This is a genomic window from Streptomyces justiciae, assembly GCF_015163075.1.
GTDB lineage: Bacteria > Actinomycetota > Actinomycetes > Streptomycetales > Streptomycetaceae > Streptomyces > Streptomyces justiciae.
This window is the reverse complement of record NZ_JADDXU010000005.1, coordinates 513,008-530,614: the sequence shown is the minus strand read 5'-3', so window position 1 is coordinate 530,614 and position 17,607 is coordinate 513,008. Positions and strand designations below refer to the sequence as shown.

Annotated in this window: 19 protein-coding genes; 4 read left to right on the top strand and 15 right to left on the bottom strand. The window is 70.8% G+C overall.

What is annotated here, in order from left to right; translation table 11 throughout:
- Positions 1 to 127 precede the first annotated feature (127 nt).
- Positions 128 to 430, bottom strand: coding sequence for a hypothetical protein (locus IQ210_RS17740; protein ID WP_194079967.1), 303 nt, complete (start codon positions 428 to 430; stop codon positions 128 to 130).
- Between the two features lie 139 nt (positions 431 to 569).
- On the opposite strand from IQ210_RS17740, the gene IQ210_RS17735 reads away from it, so the two are divergent.
- A complete protein-coding gene (locus tag IQ210_RS17735) occupies positions 570 to 1,379 on the top strand; it encodes an SAM-dependent methyltransferase (RefSeq protein WP_194079966.1) in 810 nt (269 codons plus the stop codon).
- 56 nt (positions 1,380 to 1,435) lie between these two features.
- Here IQ210_RS17735 and gatB read toward each other — a convergent pair whose 3' ends face one another.
- From gatB to IQ210_RS17685, 10 genes are all read right to left on the bottom strand, one after another.
- Entirely contained in the window at positions 1,436 to 2,950 is a 1,515-nt protein-coding gene (gene gatB, locus IQ210_RS17730) for an Asp-tRNA(Asn)/Glu-tRNA(Gln) amidotransferase subunit GatB (protein ID WP_194079965.1), read from the bottom strand.
- 15 nt (positions 2,951 to 2,965) lie between these two features.
- A complete protein-coding gene (locus tag IQ210_RS17725) occupies positions 2,966 to 3,205 on the bottom strand; it encodes a hypothetical protein (protein ID WP_059198130.1) in 240 nt (79 codons plus the stop codon).
- Positions 3,202 to 4,707: an Asp-tRNA(Asn)/Glu-tRNA(Gln) amidotransferase subunit GatA gene (gene gatA / locus IQ210_RS17720; RefSeq protein WP_194079964.1), complete on the bottom strand. Its 1,506-nt coding sequence runs from the start codon at positions 4,705 to 4,707 to the stop codon at positions 3,202 to 3,204. The genes IQ210_RS17725 and gatA overlap by 4 nt, the downstream gene beginning before the upstream one ends.
- A gap of 6 nt (positions 4,708 to 4,713) precedes the next feature.
- On the bottom strand, positions 4,714 to 5,010 hold the full coding sequence (gatC, locus tag IQ210_RS17715) for an Asp-tRNA(Asn)/Glu-tRNA(Gln) amidotransferase subunit GatC (RefSeq protein WP_007384860.1): 297 nt from the start codon (positions 5,008 to 5,010) through the stop codon (positions 4,714 to 4,716).
- Positions 5,011 to 5,092: 82 nt separating this feature from the next.
- Entirely contained in the window at positions 5,093 to 5,581 is a 489-nt protein-coding gene (locus IQ210_RS17710) for a cupin domain-containing protein (RefSeq protein ID WP_194079963.1), read from the bottom strand.
- A gap of 69 nt (positions 5,582 to 5,650) precedes the next feature.
- The gene (locus IQ210_RS17705) at positions 5,651 to 7,912 is read right to left on the bottom strand and encodes a putative bifunctional diguanylate cyclase/phosphodiesterase (RefSeq protein WP_194079962.1); all 2,262 of its coding nucleotides are present in this window, start codon (positions 7,910 to 7,912) and stop codon (positions 5,651 to 5,653) included.
- Positions 7,913 to 8,204: 292 nt separating this feature from the next.
- Positions 8,205 to 10,397 (bottom strand): NAD-dependent DNA ligase LigA, encoded by a 2,193-nt coding sequence (gene ligA, locus IQ210_RS17700; protein WP_194079961.1) that lies wholly within the window; start codon positions 10,395 to 10,397, stop codon positions 8,205 to 8,207.
- Between the two features lie 15 nt (positions 10,398 to 10,412).
- Positions 10,413 to 11,420, bottom strand: coding sequence for a methionine synthase (locus IQ210_RS17695; protein ID WP_194079960.1), 1,008 nt, complete (start codon positions 11,418 to 11,420; stop codon positions 10,413 to 10,415).
- A gap of 34 nt (positions 11,421 to 11,454) precedes the next feature.
- Positions 11,455 to 12,144: an SDR family oxidoreductase gene (locus IQ210_RS17690; protein ID WP_194079959.1), complete on the bottom strand. Its 690-nt coding sequence runs from the start codon at positions 12,142 to 12,144 to the stop codon at positions 11,455 to 11,457.
- Positions 12,145 to 12,160: 16 nt separating this feature from the next.
- Entirely contained in the window at positions 12,161 to 12,700 is a 540-nt protein-coding gene (locus IQ210_RS17685; RefSeq protein ID WP_194079958.1) for an LOG family protein, read from the bottom strand.
- A gap of 51 nt (positions 12,701 to 12,751) precedes the next feature.
- On the opposite strand from IQ210_RS17685, the gene IQ210_RS17680 reads away from it, so the two are divergent.
- Complete coding sequence (locus tag IQ210_RS17680) at positions 12,752 to 13,078, top strand: DUF427 domain-containing protein (RefSeq protein ID WP_194079957.1); 327 nt, start codon at positions 12,752 to 12,754, stop codon at positions 13,076 to 13,078.
- Positions 13,079 to 13,107: 29 nt separating this feature from the next.
- Entirely contained in the window at positions 13,108 to 13,890 is a 783-nt protein-coding gene (locus tag IQ210_RS17675) for an alpha/beta fold hydrolase (protein ID WP_194079956.1), read from the top strand.
- Between the two features lie 41 nt (positions 13,891 to 13,931).
- Here the strand turns inward: IQ210_RS17675 and mnmA are convergent, their stop codons facing one another.
- The gene (gene mnmA / locus IQ210_RS17670) at positions 13,932 to 15,059 is read right to left on the bottom strand and encodes a tRNA 2-thiouridine(34) synthase MnmA (RefSeq protein WP_194079955.1); all 1,128 of its coding nucleotides are present in this window, start codon (positions 15,057 to 15,059) and stop codon (positions 13,932 to 13,934) included.
- A 60-nt stretch (positions 15,060 to 15,119) separates the two neighbouring features.
- Here mnmA and IQ210_RS17665 point away from each other — a divergent pair, with 60 nt between their 5' ends.
- Positions 15,120 to 15,785, top strand: a complete 666-nt coding sequence (locus tag IQ210_RS17665) for an N-acetylmuramoyl-L-alanine amidase (protein ID WP_194079954.1) — start codon at positions 15,120 to 15,122, stop codon at positions 15,783 to 15,785.
- A gap of 12 nt (positions 15,786 to 15,797) precedes the next feature.
- On the opposite strand, the gene IQ210_RS17660 is transcribed toward IQ210_RS17665, so the two are convergent.
- Genes IQ210_RS17660 through IQ210_RS17650 form a run of 3 tightly spaced genes read right to left on the bottom strand, consistent with a single transcriptional unit; the run spans position 15,798 to position 17,483 of the window.
- A complete protein-coding gene (locus IQ210_RS17660; protein WP_194079953.1) occupies positions 15,798 to 16,961 on the bottom strand; it encodes a cysteine desulfurase family protein in 1,164 nt (387 codons plus the stop codon).
- 52 nt (positions 16,962 to 17,013) lie between these two features.
- The gene (locus tag IQ210_RS17655) at positions 17,014 to 17,283 is read right to left on the bottom strand and encodes a DUF4190 domain-containing protein (RefSeq protein WP_194079952.1); all 270 of its coding nucleotides are present in this window, start codon (positions 17,281 to 17,283) and stop codon (positions 17,014 to 17,016) included.
- Positions 17,284 to 17,318: 35 nt separating this feature from the next.
- On the bottom strand, positions 17,319 to 17,483 hold the full coding sequence (locus tag IQ210_RS17650) for a hypothetical protein (protein ID WP_194079951.1): 165 nt from the start codon (positions 17,481 to 17,483) through the stop codon (positions 17,319 to 17,321).
- Between the last annotated feature and the right edge of the window lie 124 nt (positions 17,484 to 17,607).

The window sequence follows — 17,607 nt, the reverse complement described above, 5'->3', positions numbered from 1 at the left end:
CCGCAAAGAACGCATGAGCAATGCGAGGACCACTCTTGCAGGCAGAAGTGATCGTTTATGCCATTCGTGGGTTTATTCACAGGAGTGGGAGGCAGATCACAGGACAGTAACGACCGCTCTGTCACCCTCAGTCGAACTGGTCGCCCCATGCCATCACCATCACGCCGGCGATCAGCAGCCACAGCGCCCGCCGGGTGCGTCCCCGGGAGCCGAGAACCGCCGCGAGCGCGCACACGACGGCACCGAACGCGTAGGCGGCCGGCACCAGCGCGGGCGCGGCACCGCTCAGCCGGAGGGCCGACGCCGCCAGGCCCGCGAGGGCCAGCAGCGCCCCGGTCCCGGACGCCGTCCAGCGGGCCCGCCGGGCGTCAAGGACCTGGTCGTCGTACTCCTCCTGTATGTCGGAGTCGGAATCCGGGTGCGCGTTCATGGCGGGCGAGCGTAGCGTGTCCGGCTGAGAATCCCCCGGGCTGTCCGCCCCTGGCCGAAGCAGGTGCATTGTTTGAGCGTCCGACCGAGCTCCGACGTATCCCCTTCCGTTTTCCCGGACTCAAGGAGCCCGCTCACCGATGCCAGACATCACCCCGACAACGAGGCCCTCGGATGAGGACCTCACCCGGCTGCTGACCCACCCCCGCTATCCGCGCAGCAACGGCTACGACGTCCGCTGGGTCATCGAGAACCAGATGGGCCCGAACGCGCTGTGGCTGCTGGAATGGCTCGCCCCCGCTCTCGGACTGGACGCCCTGCGCCCCTGTGCGCGCGTCCTCGACCTGGGCTGCGGCCGGGCCATGACCTCGGTCTTCCTGGCCAGGGAGTACGACGTCCAGGTCACCGCGGCCGACCTGTGGATCAAGCCCGACGACAACGCGCGACGCATCGCCGAGGCCGGTTTCGCCGACCGGGTGCTGCCCGTGCACACCGAGGCGCACGACCTGCCGTTCGCCGAGGGCGGCTTCGACGCGATCGTGAGCATCGACGCGTACCAGTACTTCGGCACCAACGACCTGTATCTGCCCACCCTGACCCGGCTGTTGAAGCCGGGCGGGCGGATCGGGATCGTCGTACCGGCACTGCGCGAGGAGATCGACGGCGTGGAGCCGCCGAAGCACCTCGAGCAGTGGTGGGAGCCGGACTTCTGGTGCTTCCACAGCGCCGACTGGTGGCGCCGCCACTGGACCCGCAGCGGAGCCGTCGAGGTCGAGACGGCCGACTGGCTCGACGACGGCTGGAAGGACTGGCTGTTGTGGGTCGACGTGGTCGCCGAGGAAAGCCCCGAGGAGTTCCACCGCACGATGGCCCGCTCGGTCGCCGACATGGTGCGCGCCGACGAGGGCCGGACGCTGGGGTTCGTACGACTCGTGGGACGCCGTAAGTAAGCAGCACTACGGCCCCGGAGGACAACCTTCCGGGGCCGTACGCGTTTTCAGGACCCTCAGCCCTCGCTGACGCCCAGCTTCTCCAGGATCAGCTCCTTGACGCGGGCCGCGTCGGCCTGACCGCGGGTCGCCTTCATGACCGCGCCGACCAGGGCGCCGGCCGCGGCGACCTTGCCGGAGCGGATCTTGTCGGCGATGCCCGGGTTGCCGGCGATGGCCTCGTCGACGGCGGTGCCGAGGGCACCCTCGTCGGAGACGACCTTCAGACCGCGCTTCTCGACGACCTCGTCCGGGGCGCCTTCGCCCGCGAGGACGCCCTCGATGACCTGCCGGGCCAGCTTGTCGTTGAGGTCGCCCTTCGAGACCAGCTCGGAGACGCGGGCGACCTGCACCGGCGTGATGGCCAGCTCGTCCAGCGACGTGCCCGACTCGTTGGCGCTGCGCGCCAGTTCGCCCATCCACCACTTGCGGGCGGACGCCGCGTCGGCACCGGCGTCGATCGTGGCGACGATCGGGTCCAGCGCGCCGGCGTTGAGGATCGCCTGCATGTCGGTGGCGGAGATGCCCCACTCGGCGAGCAGCCGGTTGCGGCGGGCCAGCGGCAGTTCGGGCAGACCGGCGCGGATCTCCTCGACCCACTCGCGCGAGGGGGCCACGGGGACCAGGTCCGGCTCCGGGAAGTACCGGTAGTCCTCGGCCTCCTCCTTCACGCGGCCCGAGGTCGTGGACCCCGTGTCCTCGTGGAAGTGCCGGGTCTCCTGGATGATCGTGCCGCCGGACGAGAGCACGGCCGCGTGCCGCTGGATCTCGAACCGGGCCGCGCGCTCCACGGAACGCAGCGAGTTGACGTTCTTGGTCTCCGAGCGGGTGCCGAACTTCTCGGTGCCGTGCGGGCGCAGCGACAGGTTCACGTCGCAGCGCATCTGGCCCATCTCCATGCGGGCCTCGGAGACGCCGAGCGCCCGGATGACCTCGCGCAGCTCACGGACGTACGCCTTGGCGACCTCGGGAGCGCGCTCGCCGGCGCCCTCGATCGGCTTGGTGACGATCTCGATGAGGGGGATGCCGGCGCGGTTGTAGTCCAGCAGCGAGTGCGAGGCGCCGTGGATACGACCCGTCGCGCCGCCCACGTGGGTCGACTTGCCGGTGTCCTCCTCCATGTGGGCGCGCTCGATCTCCACGCGGAAGGTCTCGCCGTCCTCCAGCTGGACGTCGAGGTAGCCGTTGAAGGCGATCGGCTCGTCGTACTGGGAGGTCTGGAAGTTCTTCGGCATGTCCGGATAGAAGTAGTTCTTCCGGGCGAAACGGCACCACTCGGCGATCTCGCAGTTCAGCGCGAGACCGATCTTGATCGCCGACTCGACGCCGGTCGCGTTGACGACCGGGAGCGCGCCGGGCAGGCCGAGGCAGGTGGGGCAGGTCTGCGTGTTGGCGTCCTGACCGAGCTCGGTCGAACAGCCGCAGAACATCTTGGTCTTGGTGCCGAGTTCGACATGGACCTCAAGGCCCATGACGGGGTCGTACGACGCGAGTGCGTCCTCGTACGACACCAGGTCGGTCGTGGTGGTCACGGTGAAACTTCCCTCTCAGCCCAGCAGGACGTCGTCGTCGCCCAGCCGCTTCAGCTCGCGGTACAGGATGGCGAGGCCGGTGACGATCGCGACCGCGGAGACGGTGGCGTCGATCAGCCGGAGCGTGTCCTGCTCGGTGCGGGCCTTCTTGATCTGCTTGGCGACACCCAACGCGCCGAACGCGGTGGTGGCCATCGACAGGTACGTACCGGACTTGGACTTCTTGAAGTCCTTGGCCTTGGTCAGCTTGCTCACAGCGACGGTGCCTCCTCGAGAAGCGGGTGCCCCCACTTTTCCACGAAGGCGGCCTCGACGGCGGCGCCGACCTTGTACAGCCGGTCGTCCTTCAGCGCCGGGGCGATGATCTGGAGGCCGACCGGGAGGTTGTCCTCGGGCGCCAGACCGCACGGCAGCGACATCGCCGCGTTGCCCGCGAGGTTCGTCGGGATGGTGCACAGGTCGGCCAGGTACATCGCCATCGGGTCGTCGGCACGCTCGCCGATCGGGAAGGCGGTGGTGGGTGTCGTCGGCGAGACGATGACGTCCACCTGCTCGAAGGCCTTCTCGAAGTCGCGCGTGATGAGCGTGCGGACCTTCTGGGCGCTGCCGTAGTAGGCGTCGTAGTAGCCGCTGCTCAGCGCGTACGTGCCGAGCATGATCCGGCGCTTCACCTCGGGGCCGAAGCCCGCCTCACGGGTGATCGACGTGACCGCCTCGGCGGAGTTCGTGCCGTCGTCGCCGGTCCGCAGGCCGTAGCGCAGGCCGTCGAAGCGGGCGAGGTTGGACGAACACTCGGAGGGCGCGATCAGGTAGTACGCGGAGAGCGCCAGGTCGAAGGACGGGCAGTCCAGCTCGACGATCTCCGCGCCCAGCTCCTTGAGGAGGGCGACGGACTCGTCGAAGCGCTGGATGACACCGGCCTGGTAGCCCTCGCCGCGGAACTGCTTGACGACGCCGACGCGCATGCCCTGGACGCTGCCGTTGCGGGCGGCCTCGACGACCGGCGGGACCGGGGCGTCGATGGACGTGGAGTCGAGCGGGTCGTGGCCGGCGATGACCTCGTGCAGGAGCGCCGCGTCCAGGACCGTACGGGCGCAGGGCCCACCCTGGTCGAGGGACGAGGAGAAGGCGACCATGCCGAAGCGGGAGACGGCCCCGTACGTCGGCTTCACGCCGACCGTGCCGGTGACGGCGGCCGGCTGGCGGATGGAACCGCCGGTGTCGGTGCCGATGGCGAGGGGCGCCATGTGCGCGGCGAGCGCGGCGGAGGAACCGCCACCGGAGCCGCCGGGGATGCGGGTGAGGTCCCACGGGTTGCCGGTCGGCCCGTACGCGCTGTTCTCGGTGCTCGACCCCATGGCGAACTCGTCCATGTTGGTCTTGCCGAGGATGACGACGTCGGCGGCCTTCAGCTTCTTGGTGAGGGTCGCGTCGTACGGCGGGATCCAGCCTTCGAGGATCTTCGAGCCGACGGTCGTCGGGATGCCCTCGGTGGTGAAGATGTCCTTCAGCGCGAGGGGCACACCGGCGAGCGGACCGAGCTTCTCGCCCTTGGCCCGCTTCTCGTCGACGGCACGCGCCTGGGCGAGAGCGCCCTCGCGGTCGACGTGCAGGAAGGCATGCACCTTCTCGTCGACGGCCTCGATACGGGCGAGGTGGGCCTCGGTGACCTGCACGGCCGTGAGCTCACCGGAAGCGATCTTCGCGGCGGTCTCGGCGGCGGTGAGCTTGATGATGTTGACGTTGTTGTCCGTCATGACTTCTTAGTCCTCCCCCAGGATCTGCGGCACCTTGAAACGCTGCTGCTCCTGGGCCGGGGCGCCGGAGAGCGCCTGCTCGGGGGTGAGCGACGGACGGACCTCGTCCGCCCGCATGACATTCGTCAGCGGGAGCGGGTGCGAGGTCGGCGGTACGTCTTGGTCGGCGACCTCACTGACGCGTGCGACCGCGCCGATGATGTCGTCCAGCTGTCCCGCGAAGTGCTCGAGCTCTTCGGGCTTCAGCTCCAGACGCGCCAGCCGGGCGAGGTGGGCGACCTCCTCGCGCGTGATGCCAGGCATGCAGCGATCCTCTGGGGTGAGTGTGTGTGGTTTGGGGCCAATCCTATGGGGCAGCGCCCTGTGCCCGTTAAACGGTTTCCCTTCAGCGGCTCTCCCAGGCGGGGCTGGGCAGGAAGTGGTTGTCGTAGAGCTCCTGCACTTCGAGGATGCTCTCCGGGCCGACCTCGCCGAGGCGGATGCGCTGGAGATGGCGGAAGTACTCGAAGCGCTCCACGCCCGGGGTGATGACGATCAGCAGGTCGGCCGTGCTGCCGGGGGCGGCGGCGAAGGCGTGCGGCCTCCCCGGCGGGACGATGACGAGGTCGCCGCGCTCGGCGGTGACGATGTCGTCGCCGGACAGGAGCTGGGCCTCGCCGTCGAGCAGGAAGAACATCTCGGCGGAGTTGCGGTGCAGATGCGGCTTGGCGCCGTCGGCGCCCTGGCCGAGGGTGACGCGCACGGTGGACAGCGCGCCGCCGGACGCGCTGCTGTCGGCGAGCAGCTTCACGGCGACGGGATCGCCGCCGAGGGTCTCGGCCTCGGCGTCACGGACCACCACGGAGTCGTCGAACTTCGGTACGAACAGCGACATCTTCATTCCCCCTGATGACTGGTGTTGATCATTTCAACGCCGGTCCCGGGGAGCTGGTTCCGGCGGTGCCTACTCGTCGGCCGCGGCGGCCGGCAGCGCCGCCCTCGGCCGCTGCCAGCCGCGCGATCCGCGCGCCCGCAGCCAGGCCGTCGTCTCCTCGGCCGGCATCGCCGCCGCGACCAGCCAGCCCTGTACGGCGTCACAGCCGAGGTCGCGCAGGCGTTCCCAGGTCTCGTCGTCCTCGACGCCCTCGGCGACGACCAGCAGGCCGAGGGAATGGGCGAGGTCGACCGTGCAGCGGACGATCTCCGCGTCCTCGGCGTCGACCGCGAGGCGGGCCACGAACGAGCGGTCGATCTTCAGTTCACTGACGGGGAGGCGGCGCAGATGCACGAGGGAGGAGTAGCCGGTGCCGAAGTCGTCCAGGGACATCTTCACGCCGTGGCCGGTCAGCCCGGCGAGGGTGTCGGCGGCGCGCTGCGGGTCCTCCAGCAGCACATGTTCCGTTATCTCCAGCTGGAGGGAGCCCGCGGGGACGCCGTGCCGGGCCAGCCGGGCGGCGACCGAGCCGGCGAAGCCGGGGGTGTGGACGTCACGCGGGGAGACGTTGACCGCGACCGGGACGTACAGCCCCTGCGCGCGCCACTGGGCGACCTGGCCGAGCGCGGTGTCGAGGACGTACTCCGTGAGGTGGGGCATCAGCCCGGAGGACTCGGCGATGGCGATGAACTCGTCCGGCGGCACCTTCCCGCGCTCCGGGTGCACCCAGCGGACCAGGGCCTCCAGGCCCGCCACCTGTCCGTCGAAGCGGACCTTGGGCTGGTAGTGCAGCTCGACCTCGTGGGCGTCGAGGGCGCGGCGCAGGTCGCCCAGCAGGCCCAGCCGGTCCGGGGTGTTCGAGTCCCGTTTGGACTCGTAGACCTCGACGCCCGTACGGTCCCGCTTCGCCTGGTACATCGCCACGTCCGCCCGGCGCAGCAGCCCCTCGGCGTCGAGGGCGTGGTCGGGGAAGACGGCGACTCCGGCGCTGGCCTCCAGGACGAGGGTGAGCCCGTCGAGGTCGAGCGGGGAGCTGAGGGCCGAGACGAGGTTGCGGGCGACCCGGGTCGCGGACGTCGTGGAGTCGGCGACCGGCAGTAACACGGCGAACTCGTCGCCGCCGAGCCGCGCGGCCTCCGCCCCGCGCGGCAGGGCCTGCTGGAGCCGGTCGGCTATCTGCAGGAGCAGTCGGTCACCGGCGAGATGGCCGAGCGTGTCGTTGACCGACCGGAAGCGGTCGAGGTCTATGAGCATCAGGGCCGAGCGGGCGCCGATGCGTTCGGCGTCGTCCAGGGCGGTCCAGATGCGTTCGAGGAGCCACTGGCGGTTGGGCAGCCCGGTCAGCGGGTCGCGCAGCTGCTCCTCCGCCCGGGCCCGGGCCATCCACAGGGTGGAGTCGAGGGCTATGAGCGGGATGGCGAACAGCGGCAGCAGCACCGGCTTGGCCACGGCGACGACGCAGACCAGCGGGGCGATGCCGAGCAGCGCAACCGCGACCAGGCCCTGTCTGACCAGGGCGGTACGGGCGACCGTGGGCAGTCCGCCGGTGCGCGGGGCGTGCAGGTACCACAGCAGGGTGCGGGTGACCGCGAGATAGGTCGCCGCGACGAGGACGATCTCGGGGACCGTGTAGAGGGTCCAGGTGTCGGGGTTCCAGGGGGCCTCGACGGTCGGTACGCGGCCGAAGGCGGCCAGGATCAGCGCGCCGGCGGCGATGCCGAGGATGTCCACCGCGCCGTGCAGGACGCCCTGCCGCCAGCGGTGGCGCCTGGCTATGCCGACCAGGACGACGACGGTGAGGCTGACCATGCCGGCCGGCACCCAGCCGTAGAGGATCAGGACGGCGAGGGTGAGGGCGGCGCCGGAGCCGGTGCCGCCCCACCAGCGGGCGCGGCCGAGCGCGACGAGGTGGCCGACGATGACGCCGGTGAGCACGGCGAGGGCCCAGCCGACGGTGCCGGACGGGAAGAGGGCGTGGCTTCCGGTGAACGCCCGGTAGAAGCCCGCCCCCAGCACGAACCCGGCCGCCGCGACGACCCCGGCGGGCAGCGCGGGCCAGGACAGATGCCGCTCGTGCTCGGCTCCGGGCAGCCCGGGGGCGTGGTCGGCGGTGAGCTGTACGGCGCTGCGGTCGTCCACGGTGGTGTACGGTCCGGCCGGCACGGCGGATCCGGTGGCCCGCGCCTCGTCACGCGGACGCTCCGCGGTGCCCGGCGCCCGGCGGCTCCCTCGCCATGCGCCGGCCAGCCGGCGCAGCCGTGAGTACGGGGCGGCGCTCTCGGTCGGTTCCATTCCCGTCCCTCTCACAGCCGGCGGTGCCCACGCCACGCGGCCCGTTGCCCGACAAACCCTCTACGGCGCCGCGTTGGAAAACCCTTTCCCGTGCTCCTGAGGAGCACGGGGTTGCCCCAACCGCAGCTGGGCACGGCAGGCGCACATCTCAACAGTAGGCCGCAGAAGGCTTCCACGGGCAGCGGTCGTCGACGGTTGCCCGAATGCGCCCCGGCCACCCGTATGCATCTGGTATGCGCCGATCGGGTGGCCTTCAACCGCTGCTCCGCCCTACTTGTCTCGTGCTCCTCGCCTATTCCTCGGTCGGAAGCGCGACTTCGGCGGCTGCTTCCGGACCCTCTTCCAGCAGGACGTTGAAGCCGTCCTCGTTCAGAACGGGCACCTTGAGCTGCATCGCCTTGTCGTACTTCGAACCAGGATTGTCACCCACAACCACGAAAGACGTCTTCTTCGAAACAGAACCGGTCACTTTCGCTCCGCGCGACTGAAGGGCGTCCTTGGCCCCGTCACGGGTGAAGTGCTCCAGGGTGCCGGTGACGACGACGGTGAGGCCTTCCAGGGGGCGGGGGCCTTCGTCGTCGCCGGTGCCTTCCTCCTCGAAGGAGACTCCGGCTTCCTTCCACTTGCGGATGATCTCGCGGTGCCAGTCCTCCGCCAGCCACTCCTTGAGGGACTTGGCGATGATCCCGCCCACGCCGTCGGTGTTGGCCAGCTCCAGCTCGGTGGCCTGCTCGATCCGCTCGATCGAGCGGAACTCGCGGGCCAGCGCCTGCGCGGCAACCGGTCCAACATGGCGGATGGAGAGTCCGTTGAGGAAGCGGGCGAACGGCCGGGTCTTGGCCTCCTCGATGTTCTTGAGCAGCGCCAGGGTGTTCTTCTTCGGCTCGCCCTTCTGGTTGGCGAAGACCGTGACGACCTTCTCCTCGCCCGTCTTCGGGTCGCGCTTGGGCAGGCCGCTGTCCTTGTCGCGGACGTACGCCTTGATCGGGAGCAGCTTCTCCACGGTCAGGTCGAACAGGTCGCCCTCGTCTACGAGCGGCGGATCCGTGGGCTCCAGCGGCCGGGTGAGCGCGGCAGCGACCACTTCGCCGAAGTGCTCGATGTCCAGGCACTCCCGGCCCGCGAGGTAGGAGACTCGCTCCCGCAACTGGGCCGGGCAGGTACGGGCGTTGGGACACCGCAGATCGATGTCGCCCTCTTTCATGGCCTTGAGCGGCGTCTGGCACTCCGGGCACTCGCTCGGCATCACGAACTCGCGCTCGCTGCCGTCGCGCAGGTCGACGACCGGGCCGAGGATCTCCGGGATGACGTCCCCGGCCTTGCGAATCACCACCGTGTCACCGATGAGAACGCCCTTGGCCTTCACGACGTCCTGGTTGTGCAGAGTGGCGAACTCGACCTCGGAGCCCGCGACCGTGACCGGTTCGACCTGGGCGTACGGCGTGACACGACCGGTTCGACCGACACCCACCTTGATGTCGATCAGCTTGGTGTTGACCTCTTCCGGCGCGTACTTGTACGCGATCGCCCAGCGCGGCGCGCGTGCCGTGGAGCCGAGGCGGCCCTGGAGGCGGATCTCGTCGAGTTTGACGACCACGCCATCGATCTCGTGCGCCACGGAGTGCCGGTTCTCGCCGTAGTACGCGATGAACTCCCGTACTCCGTCGAGGTCGTCGACCACCTTGTTGTGCGTGGAGGTGGGCAGACCCCAGGTCTTGAGTAGGTCGTAGGCCTCGGAGAGGCGGGTCATGCCGTCGAAGCCCTCCAGAGCACCGATGCCGTGGACGACCATGTGGAGGGGCAGCGTCGCCGTGACCTTGGCGTCCTTCTGACGCAGTGAACCGGAGGCGGAGTTGCGAGGGTTGGCGTAGGGCTTCTCGCCCGCCTCCACGCGGCGTGCGTTGAGGTCCTCGAAGGCGTCCATCGGGAAGTAGACCTCGCCGCGGATCTCGACGAGCTGCGGAACCTTGTCGCCCTTGAGCCGGTGCGGGATCTCCTTGATCGTCATGACATTGGGCGTGATGTCCTCACCGATCCGCCCGGTGCCTCGGGTGGCCGCACGGGTGAGCCGACCGTTCTCGTAGGTGAGGTTCACCGCGAGACCGTCGACCTTGAGCTCGCACAGCAAGTGGTAGTCGGACGTGCCCACATCGTTCGCGACCCGCTCGGCCCAGGCGGCGAGCCCGGCGTCGTCGAAGACGTTGTCGAGCGAGAGCATGCGCTCGCGGTGCTCGACCTTCGCGAGGTCCGTCTCGAACTCCACCGCGACCGTCTGCGTCGGTGAATCCGGCGTGCGCAGCTCCGGGTACTCGTCCTCCAGGGCTTCCAGGGAACGCAGGAGCTCGTCGAACTCCGCGTCGCTGATGACCGGGGCGCTCTCCGCGTAGTACCGGGTGCGATGCTCCGTGATCTGCTCAGCGAGCTGCGCGTGCTTCTCCCGTGCCTCCGCGGGCACCGTCGTCTCCGCTTGCTTGTCGCCGGCCACCGTGTTGTCCTCCCGTTACTCTGGGTTGTCCGCGAGAGATCTCGCCGCCTGGACGCAGTGGGCGAGAGCCCTGCGCGCGTACTCCGGGGAGGCCCCCGCGAGGCCGCACGCCGGAGTGACCGTCACCGCCTCCGCGAGAAGCCCCGGATGCAGCCCCAGCCTGCGCCACAGCGTCCTGACACCCATGACGCTACCGGCAGGGTCTGACAATGCCGCGTCCGTGCCGGGTACGACACCGGCGAAGAGCCGGGTACCCCCTTCCACCGCCTCGCCGATCGCGTCGTCGTCACGCTCGGTGAGGAGCGAGAAGTCGAAGGAGATCGCCGCCGCGCCCGCCCGGCGCAGCAGGGCGAACGGGACGTCCGGTGCGCACGAGTGGACCACGACGGGGCCGTCGGCGTGAACCCCGACGACGTCGCGGAGCGCGGACTCGACGACCTGCCGGTCGACGGCGCCGTGGGTGCGGTAGCCGCTGGCCGTCCTGACCTGCCCGCGGAGTACGGCGATGAGGGAGGGCTCGTCGAGCTGGAGGACCAGCTGGGCGCCGGGGACGCGGCGCTGTACTTCGGCCAGATGCTGCCGCAGGCCCTCCGCGAGCGAGCCGGCGAGGTCACGGCAGGCACCGGCGTCGGAGAGGGCGGACTCGCCGTTGCGCAGCTCCAGGGCGGCGGCCAGCGTCCAGGGGCCGACGGCCTGCACCTTCAGCTGTCCCTCGTACCCCTGGGTGAACTCCTCCAGCGCGTCGAGGTCTTCGCCGAGCCAGGACCGCGCCCGTTTGGTGTCCCGGCCCGGCCGGTCCCCGAGCCGCCAGCCGCTGGGCTCCACGCGCGCGTACAGCTCGACGAGCATCCCCGCGGTCCGGCCGATCATGTCGGCGCCGGGTCCGCGGGCGGGGAGCTCGGGCAGGAACGGGAAGTCCTCGAAGGAGCCCGTCGCCGTCTTGGCGGCTTCCCGGGCGTCCCCGCCGGGCAGGGAGCCGACGCCGGTGGCGGCGGCGAAGGTGAACTGGCTGTTGGCACTCACCTGGACAGCGTATGCAACGCCGCCGGCCGTTCCGTCAGCGTCCCGGCCGCACCGTCAGGTCGTTGACCTCCGCGTCCCGGGGAAGGTCGATCGCCATCAGGATGGCCGTCGCCACCGACTCGGGGTCGATCCACCGGTCGGCGTCGTACTCCTTGCCCTCCTGCTGGTGGACCTTGGCCTGCATCGGGGTGGACGTCCGGCCGGGGTAGACGGTCGTGACCCGGACGCCGTTGCCGTGCTCCTCGTGGCGCAGGGAGTCGGCGAGGGCCTTGAGGCCGTGCTTGGAGGCGGCGTACGCGGACCAGTCGGCGTGGGCGTTGAGGCCCGCGCCCGAGTTCACGAAGACCACATGGCCGCGCGCGGCGCGGAGTTGGGGCAGGAAGTGGCGGGTCAGCTCGGCCGGGGAGATCAGGTTGACGTTCAGCTGGTGGCGCCAGGACTTCGGGGTGAGGTCGCCGACCGGGCCGAGGTCGACGACGCCCGCGATGTGCAGAAGCGAGTCGACCCGGTCGGGCAGCGACTGGTGGGAGAAGGCCCAGGACAGTTTGTCCGGGTCCGCCAGGTCGCCCACGAGCGTCTTCGCGCCGGGGAACTCCGCCGCCAGTTCCTTCGCGCGGCCCGCGTCGCGCGCGTGCAGGACGAGGTCGTCCCCGCGCGCGTGGAGGCGGCGGGCGACGGCCGCGCCGATGCCGGAGCCCGCCCCGGTGATCACATGTGTAGCCATGGTCGTCATCGTCGCACTACGCGACGCCCTGCCCCTCCTCCAGGTACGCGAGCGCCCCCACCGGCTCCTCCGCGAAGAACACCAGGTCGGTGAGGGGCAGGGGCAGGAAGCCCTCGTCCTCCATGCGCCGGAACTGTTCCTTCAACCCGTCGTAGAAGCCCGCGGTGTTGAGCAGGACCACCGGCTTGTCGGTGTGGCCGTGCTTCTTCAGCTCCAGGATCTCGGTAGCCTCGTCGAGCGTGCCGGTGCCGCCCACCATGATGACGACCGCGTCGGCCTTCTCCAGGAGGAGCCGCTTGCGTTCGGCGAGGTCCTTGGCGATGACCATCTCGTCGACGCCCGGGCGGACCTTGGCGGCGAGGAACTCCACCGACACCCCGACGAGCCTGCCGCCCGCCTCCTGCACGCCGTCGGCGACGACCTTCATCAGGCCGACGTCCGAGCCGCCCCACACGAGCGTGTGCCCGCCCTTGCCCAGCAGTTTCGCGAACTCGCGCGCGGGGCGCGTGTAACGGTCGTCGAGGTCGGCGGCGGAGAGGAAGACACAGATTCGCATGGGGCCACCGTACGCGGGAAGAACCGGGGGCCCGCGAGCGCTTTTCCTCTCATGGCCTCAGGACACACGATCACCATCGAGCAAGGCGACCGGCACGTGCGCGTGGTGCACGGCGAGCAGATCCTGGCGGAGAGCGAACGGCCCCTCGTCCTGCGCGAGACGGGCTGTCCCCCGCGGTACTACCTCCCCGCCGAGGACGTACGCCTGGACCTGCTGACCCCGTCCGACACCCACACCTACTGCCCGTTCAAGGGAACGGCGTCCTACTGGTCGCTGCCGGACGCCGCCGACCTGGTGTGGTCCTATCCCGATCCCAAGCCCGACGTCGCGCAGATCAAGGACCACCTCTGCTTCTACGAGGTGGAAATCATCGATTAGTTCCGTGACCGGTGGCAGTCTCCACAGGCATGGACAAGAAGACTCTTTCCCGCGACGGCACCCCCATCGCCTACGAGACCTCCGGCCAGGGCCCAGCCGTGATCCTGGTGAGCGGCGCGATGTCGACGGGCGGCACCGTGGCGCCGCTGGGCGCGCTTCTGGCCGACCGGTTCACGGCCGTCGTGTACGACAGGCGGGGCCGCGGCGCGAGCGGCGACACGGCCCCGTACGCGGTGGAGCGTGAGGTCGAGGATCTCGCCGCGCTGATCGACGCGGCGGGCGGTGAGGCGTGTCTGTACGGCATCTCGTCGGGCGGGGCGCTGGTCCTGGAGGCGGCGGCGAGCGGGCTGCCGGTCCGCAAGGTCGCCGTGTACGAGACGCCGTTCGCCGACTTCTCCGCGCAGGGGGCGAAGGAGCGCGCCGCGTACACCGAGAACCTGACTGCGGCGCTCGCGGACGGCCGGCGCGGGGACGCGGTGGAGCTGTTCCTCACGCTGACCGGCATGGCGCCCGAGATGATCCAGGGCGCCCGGCAGTCGCCCATGTGGGCCGACATGGAGGCGGTCGCCCCGAGCCTCGCCCACGACGACGCCGTGATGGGCGGCGGCCTGCTGCCGCGGGAGCGGCTGGCCTCGATCACGGCCCCTGTGCTGGCCGTGGCGGGCGGTGCGAGCCCCGACTGGCTGCGCGAGGCCACGCGCGCGGTGGCGGAGGCGGTGCCGCAGGGGGCGTACCGGAGCCTGGAGGGTCAGACCCACATGGTGGATCCGAACGCCCTGGCCCCGGTGCTCGCCGAGTACTTCAGGCCGTAGCGACGGCCGGGCGATTCACGCCGTAGCGATGGCCGGGCGATTCACGCCGTAGCGGCCGCCGTCGCGCGCGTGGTCGTCGCGATCGTCGCCGAGCCCACCACGCGCGTGCCGTCGTACAGGACGATCGCCTGGCCGGGGGCGACCCCGCGGACCGGCTCCGTGAAGCGGACGTCCAGGGAGCCGTCGACCAGCTCCGCGGTCACCTCGGTCTCGCCGCCGTGGGCGCGGAGCTGGGCGGTGTAGGTGCCGGGGCCCTCGGGGGCCGTGCCGCACCAGCGCGGCTTGATGGCCGTCAGGGCGCTGACGTCGAGGGAGGCTGCCGGGCCGACCGTGACCGTGTTGTTCACCGGGGAGATGTCCAGGACGTAGCGCGGCTTGCCGTCGGCGGCCGGGGTGCCGATCCGCAGGCCCTTGCGCTGGCCGATGGTGAAGCCGTAGGCGCCCTCGTGGGTGCCGACCTTGGCGCCGGACTCGTCGACGATGTCGCCCTCGGCCTTGCCGAGCCGGTTCGCGAGGAAGCCCTGGGTGTCGCCGTCGGCGATGAAGCAGATGTCGTGCGAGTCCGGCTTCTTCGCCACCGCCAGGCCCCTGCGCTCGGCCTCCGCGCGGATCTCGTCCTTCGTCGTCACGGTGTCGCCCAGCGGGAACAGGGCGTGCGCGAGCTGCTTCTCGTCGAGGACGCCGAGGACGTACGACTGGTCCTTGGCCATGTCGGAGGCGCGGTGCAGCTCGCGGGAGCCGTCCTCGCGGACGATCACCTGGGCGTAGTGGCCGGTGCAGACCGCGTCGAAGCCCAGCGCGAGCGCCTTGTCGAGGAGCGCGGCGAACTTGATCTTCTCGTTGCAGCGCAGGCACGGGTTCGGGGTGCGGCCGGCCTCGTACTCGGCGACGAAGTCCTCGACGACGTCCTCGCGGAAGCGGTCGGCGAGGTCCCAGACGTAGAACGGGATGCCGATGACGTCGGCGGCGCGGCGGGCGTCGCGGGAGTCCTCGATGGTGCAACAGCCACGCGCGCCCGTGCGGAACGATTGCGGGTTCGCCGAGAGGGCGAGGTGGACACCGGTCACGTCATGGCCGGCTTCCGCGGCGCGGGCGGCGGCGACGGCGGAGTCCACGCCGCCGGACATGGCGGCGAGGACGCGGAGGGGGCGCTGCGTGGAGTGAGTCATAACTCCTCCAGGGTACGGGGGCGCGGGAACCGGAGCCCACGAGTATCCGTTCACGATCACATGGGGGCGACAGAGGCATCCAAGGACGGCGACCGGCGCATCGGCCGGCGCGCCCTGCTGATCGGCGGGGCGGCGGCCGCGGTGGGCACCGGTGTGCTGGCCCGGGACGAGCTGGCGCGGCTGTGGTGGCGTACGCCGGGTGTGGAGAAGCCGCGGGTCGAGGGCGCGGTGGACTACCGGGGCGCGAAGTGGGTGGCGGCCTCCGACGCCAACTGGCGGCGCGCGGACCGGCCCGACGACTACGCCATAGACATGGTGATCATCCATGTCACCCAGGGCAGCTTCGCCAGCGCGGTGAAGGCCTTCCAGGACCCCGGCCACCAGGCGGCGGCGCACTACATAGTCGGCCAGGACGGCCGCGTCACGCAGATGATCCGCGAGCTGGACGTGGCGTACCACGCGGGCAACCGGGACTACAACGAACGCAGTGTCGGCATCGAGCACGAGGGCTTCGTGGACCGGCCCGAGGACTTCACCGCCGCGATGTACGCGTCCTCGGCCCGGCTGACGGCGAGGATCTGCGCGCGCTACGACATACCCGTCGACCGCGAGCACATCATCGGCCATGTGGAGGTGCCGGGGACGGACCACACCGACCCGGGCGAACACTGGGACTGGGACCGGTACATGAAGCTGGTGCGCAAGGCGCGGACGGCCGTGGTCTGAGTCCCGGCGCCGCTACGTCAGCCCCGCCGCCCGCGCCCGTTCCACCGCCGGGCCGATCGCCTTGGCCACCGCCTCCACGTCGGCCTCGGTGGAGGTGTGGCCGAAGGAGAAGCGGAGGGTGCCGCGGGCCAGGTCCGGGTCGGTGCCGGTGGCGAGGAGGACATGGCTGGGCTGGGCGACGCCGGCGGTGCAGGCGGAGCCGGTGGAGCACTCGATGCCCTGGGCGTCGAGGAGCAGCAGGAGCGAGTCGCCCTCGCAGCCGGGGAACGTGAAGTGGGCGTTGGCCGGGAGCCGGTCCACCGGGTCGCCGCCGAGGATCGCGTCCGGCACCGCCGTACGGACCGCCTCGACGAGCGCGTCGCGCAGGGCGCCGATCTCGCGGGCGAACCATTCGCGCTGCTCGGCGGCGAGCCGGCCGGCGACGGCGAAGGAGGCGATGGCGGGGACGTCGAGGGTGCCGGAGCGGACATGGCGCTCCTGGCCGCCGCCGTGCAGGACGGGGACGGGGGTGTACTCGCGGCCCAGCAGCAGGGCGCCGATGCCGTAGGGGCCGCCGACCTTGTGGCCGGAGACGGTCATCGCGGCGAGCCCGGAGGCGGCGAAGTCGACGGGGATCTGGCCGTAGGCCTGGACCGCGTCGGCGTGCAGCGGGACGTCGAACTCGGCGCAGACGTCCGCGAGTTCGCGGACCGGCAGGATGGTGCCGATCTCGTTGTTGGCCCACATGACGGTGGCGAGGGCCACGTCGTCGGGGTCGCGGGCGATGGCCTCGCGCAGGGCGTCGGGGTGGACGCGGCCGTACGCGTCGACCGGGAGGTACTCGACGGTGGCGCCCTCGTGTTCGCCGAGCCAGTGGACGGCGTCCAGGACGGCGTGGTGCTCCACGGGGCTGGCGAGCACCCGGGTGCGGGCCGGGTCGGCGTCGCGGCGGGACCAGTACAGGCCCTTCACGGCGAGGTTGTCGGCCTCGGTGCCGCCGGAGGTGAAGACGACCTCGCTGGGGCGGGCGCCGAGGGATTCAGCGAGCGCCTCGCGGGACTCCTCGACGGTGCGCCTCGCGCGGCGGCCGGCCGCGTGGAGGGCGGAGGCGTTGCCGGTGACGGCCAGCTGTGCGGCGAGCGCCTCGACTGCCTCGGGAAGCATCGGGGTGGTCGCGGCGTGGTCGAGGTAAGCCATGGTGACCCGATTCTACGGGCCCGGTCGCGGGGCCCGGCTTTCAGGCCCGCCCCTAGAAGCTCCAGGACACCGTGCTGTCCAGCTGCATGGCGGCGACCAGGACGACCAGGTCGGCGATGCCGAGACCCAGGCCCAGGAAAGCGCGGCCGCGGCGGGCGGTGCCGCGCCACAGGGCGACGGTCGCCAGGGCGATGGCGACGGGGCCGAGGAAGACGTTGAGGACGAGGAGGCCCACGAGGCCGAGGATGAAGGCGGCCACGGCCATGCCGTCGGCATCGCGGGTGGCGGTGGTGCTGTCGGTGCGCGGTGCGGTGAGCTGCATGGTGATCAGTCCCCCAGAACGGGTGAGTCTGCGGATCAGTGGGTCGAGCTGTGACGACGTGCGTGGCGCTCGCGGAGCGCGAAGATGCCGAGCCAGCCGGCAATCACGGCGGCGGCGACGGCGGTGAAGGTCAGCGGCGCGTGGGCGACGGTGCCCAGGACGGCGCCGAAGAGCAGGAGTGCGGCGACGAGGAACAGCATGGGATGAATCCCCCTCCGAGACGCCCCGCGTGGGCATCTCTCGTTACGTTTCGGTGAACAGTTGTAGTAACACTTGTTCACTGACTACAGAGTCTAGCGCGCGCGACGGCTTCTCAATTCCAGA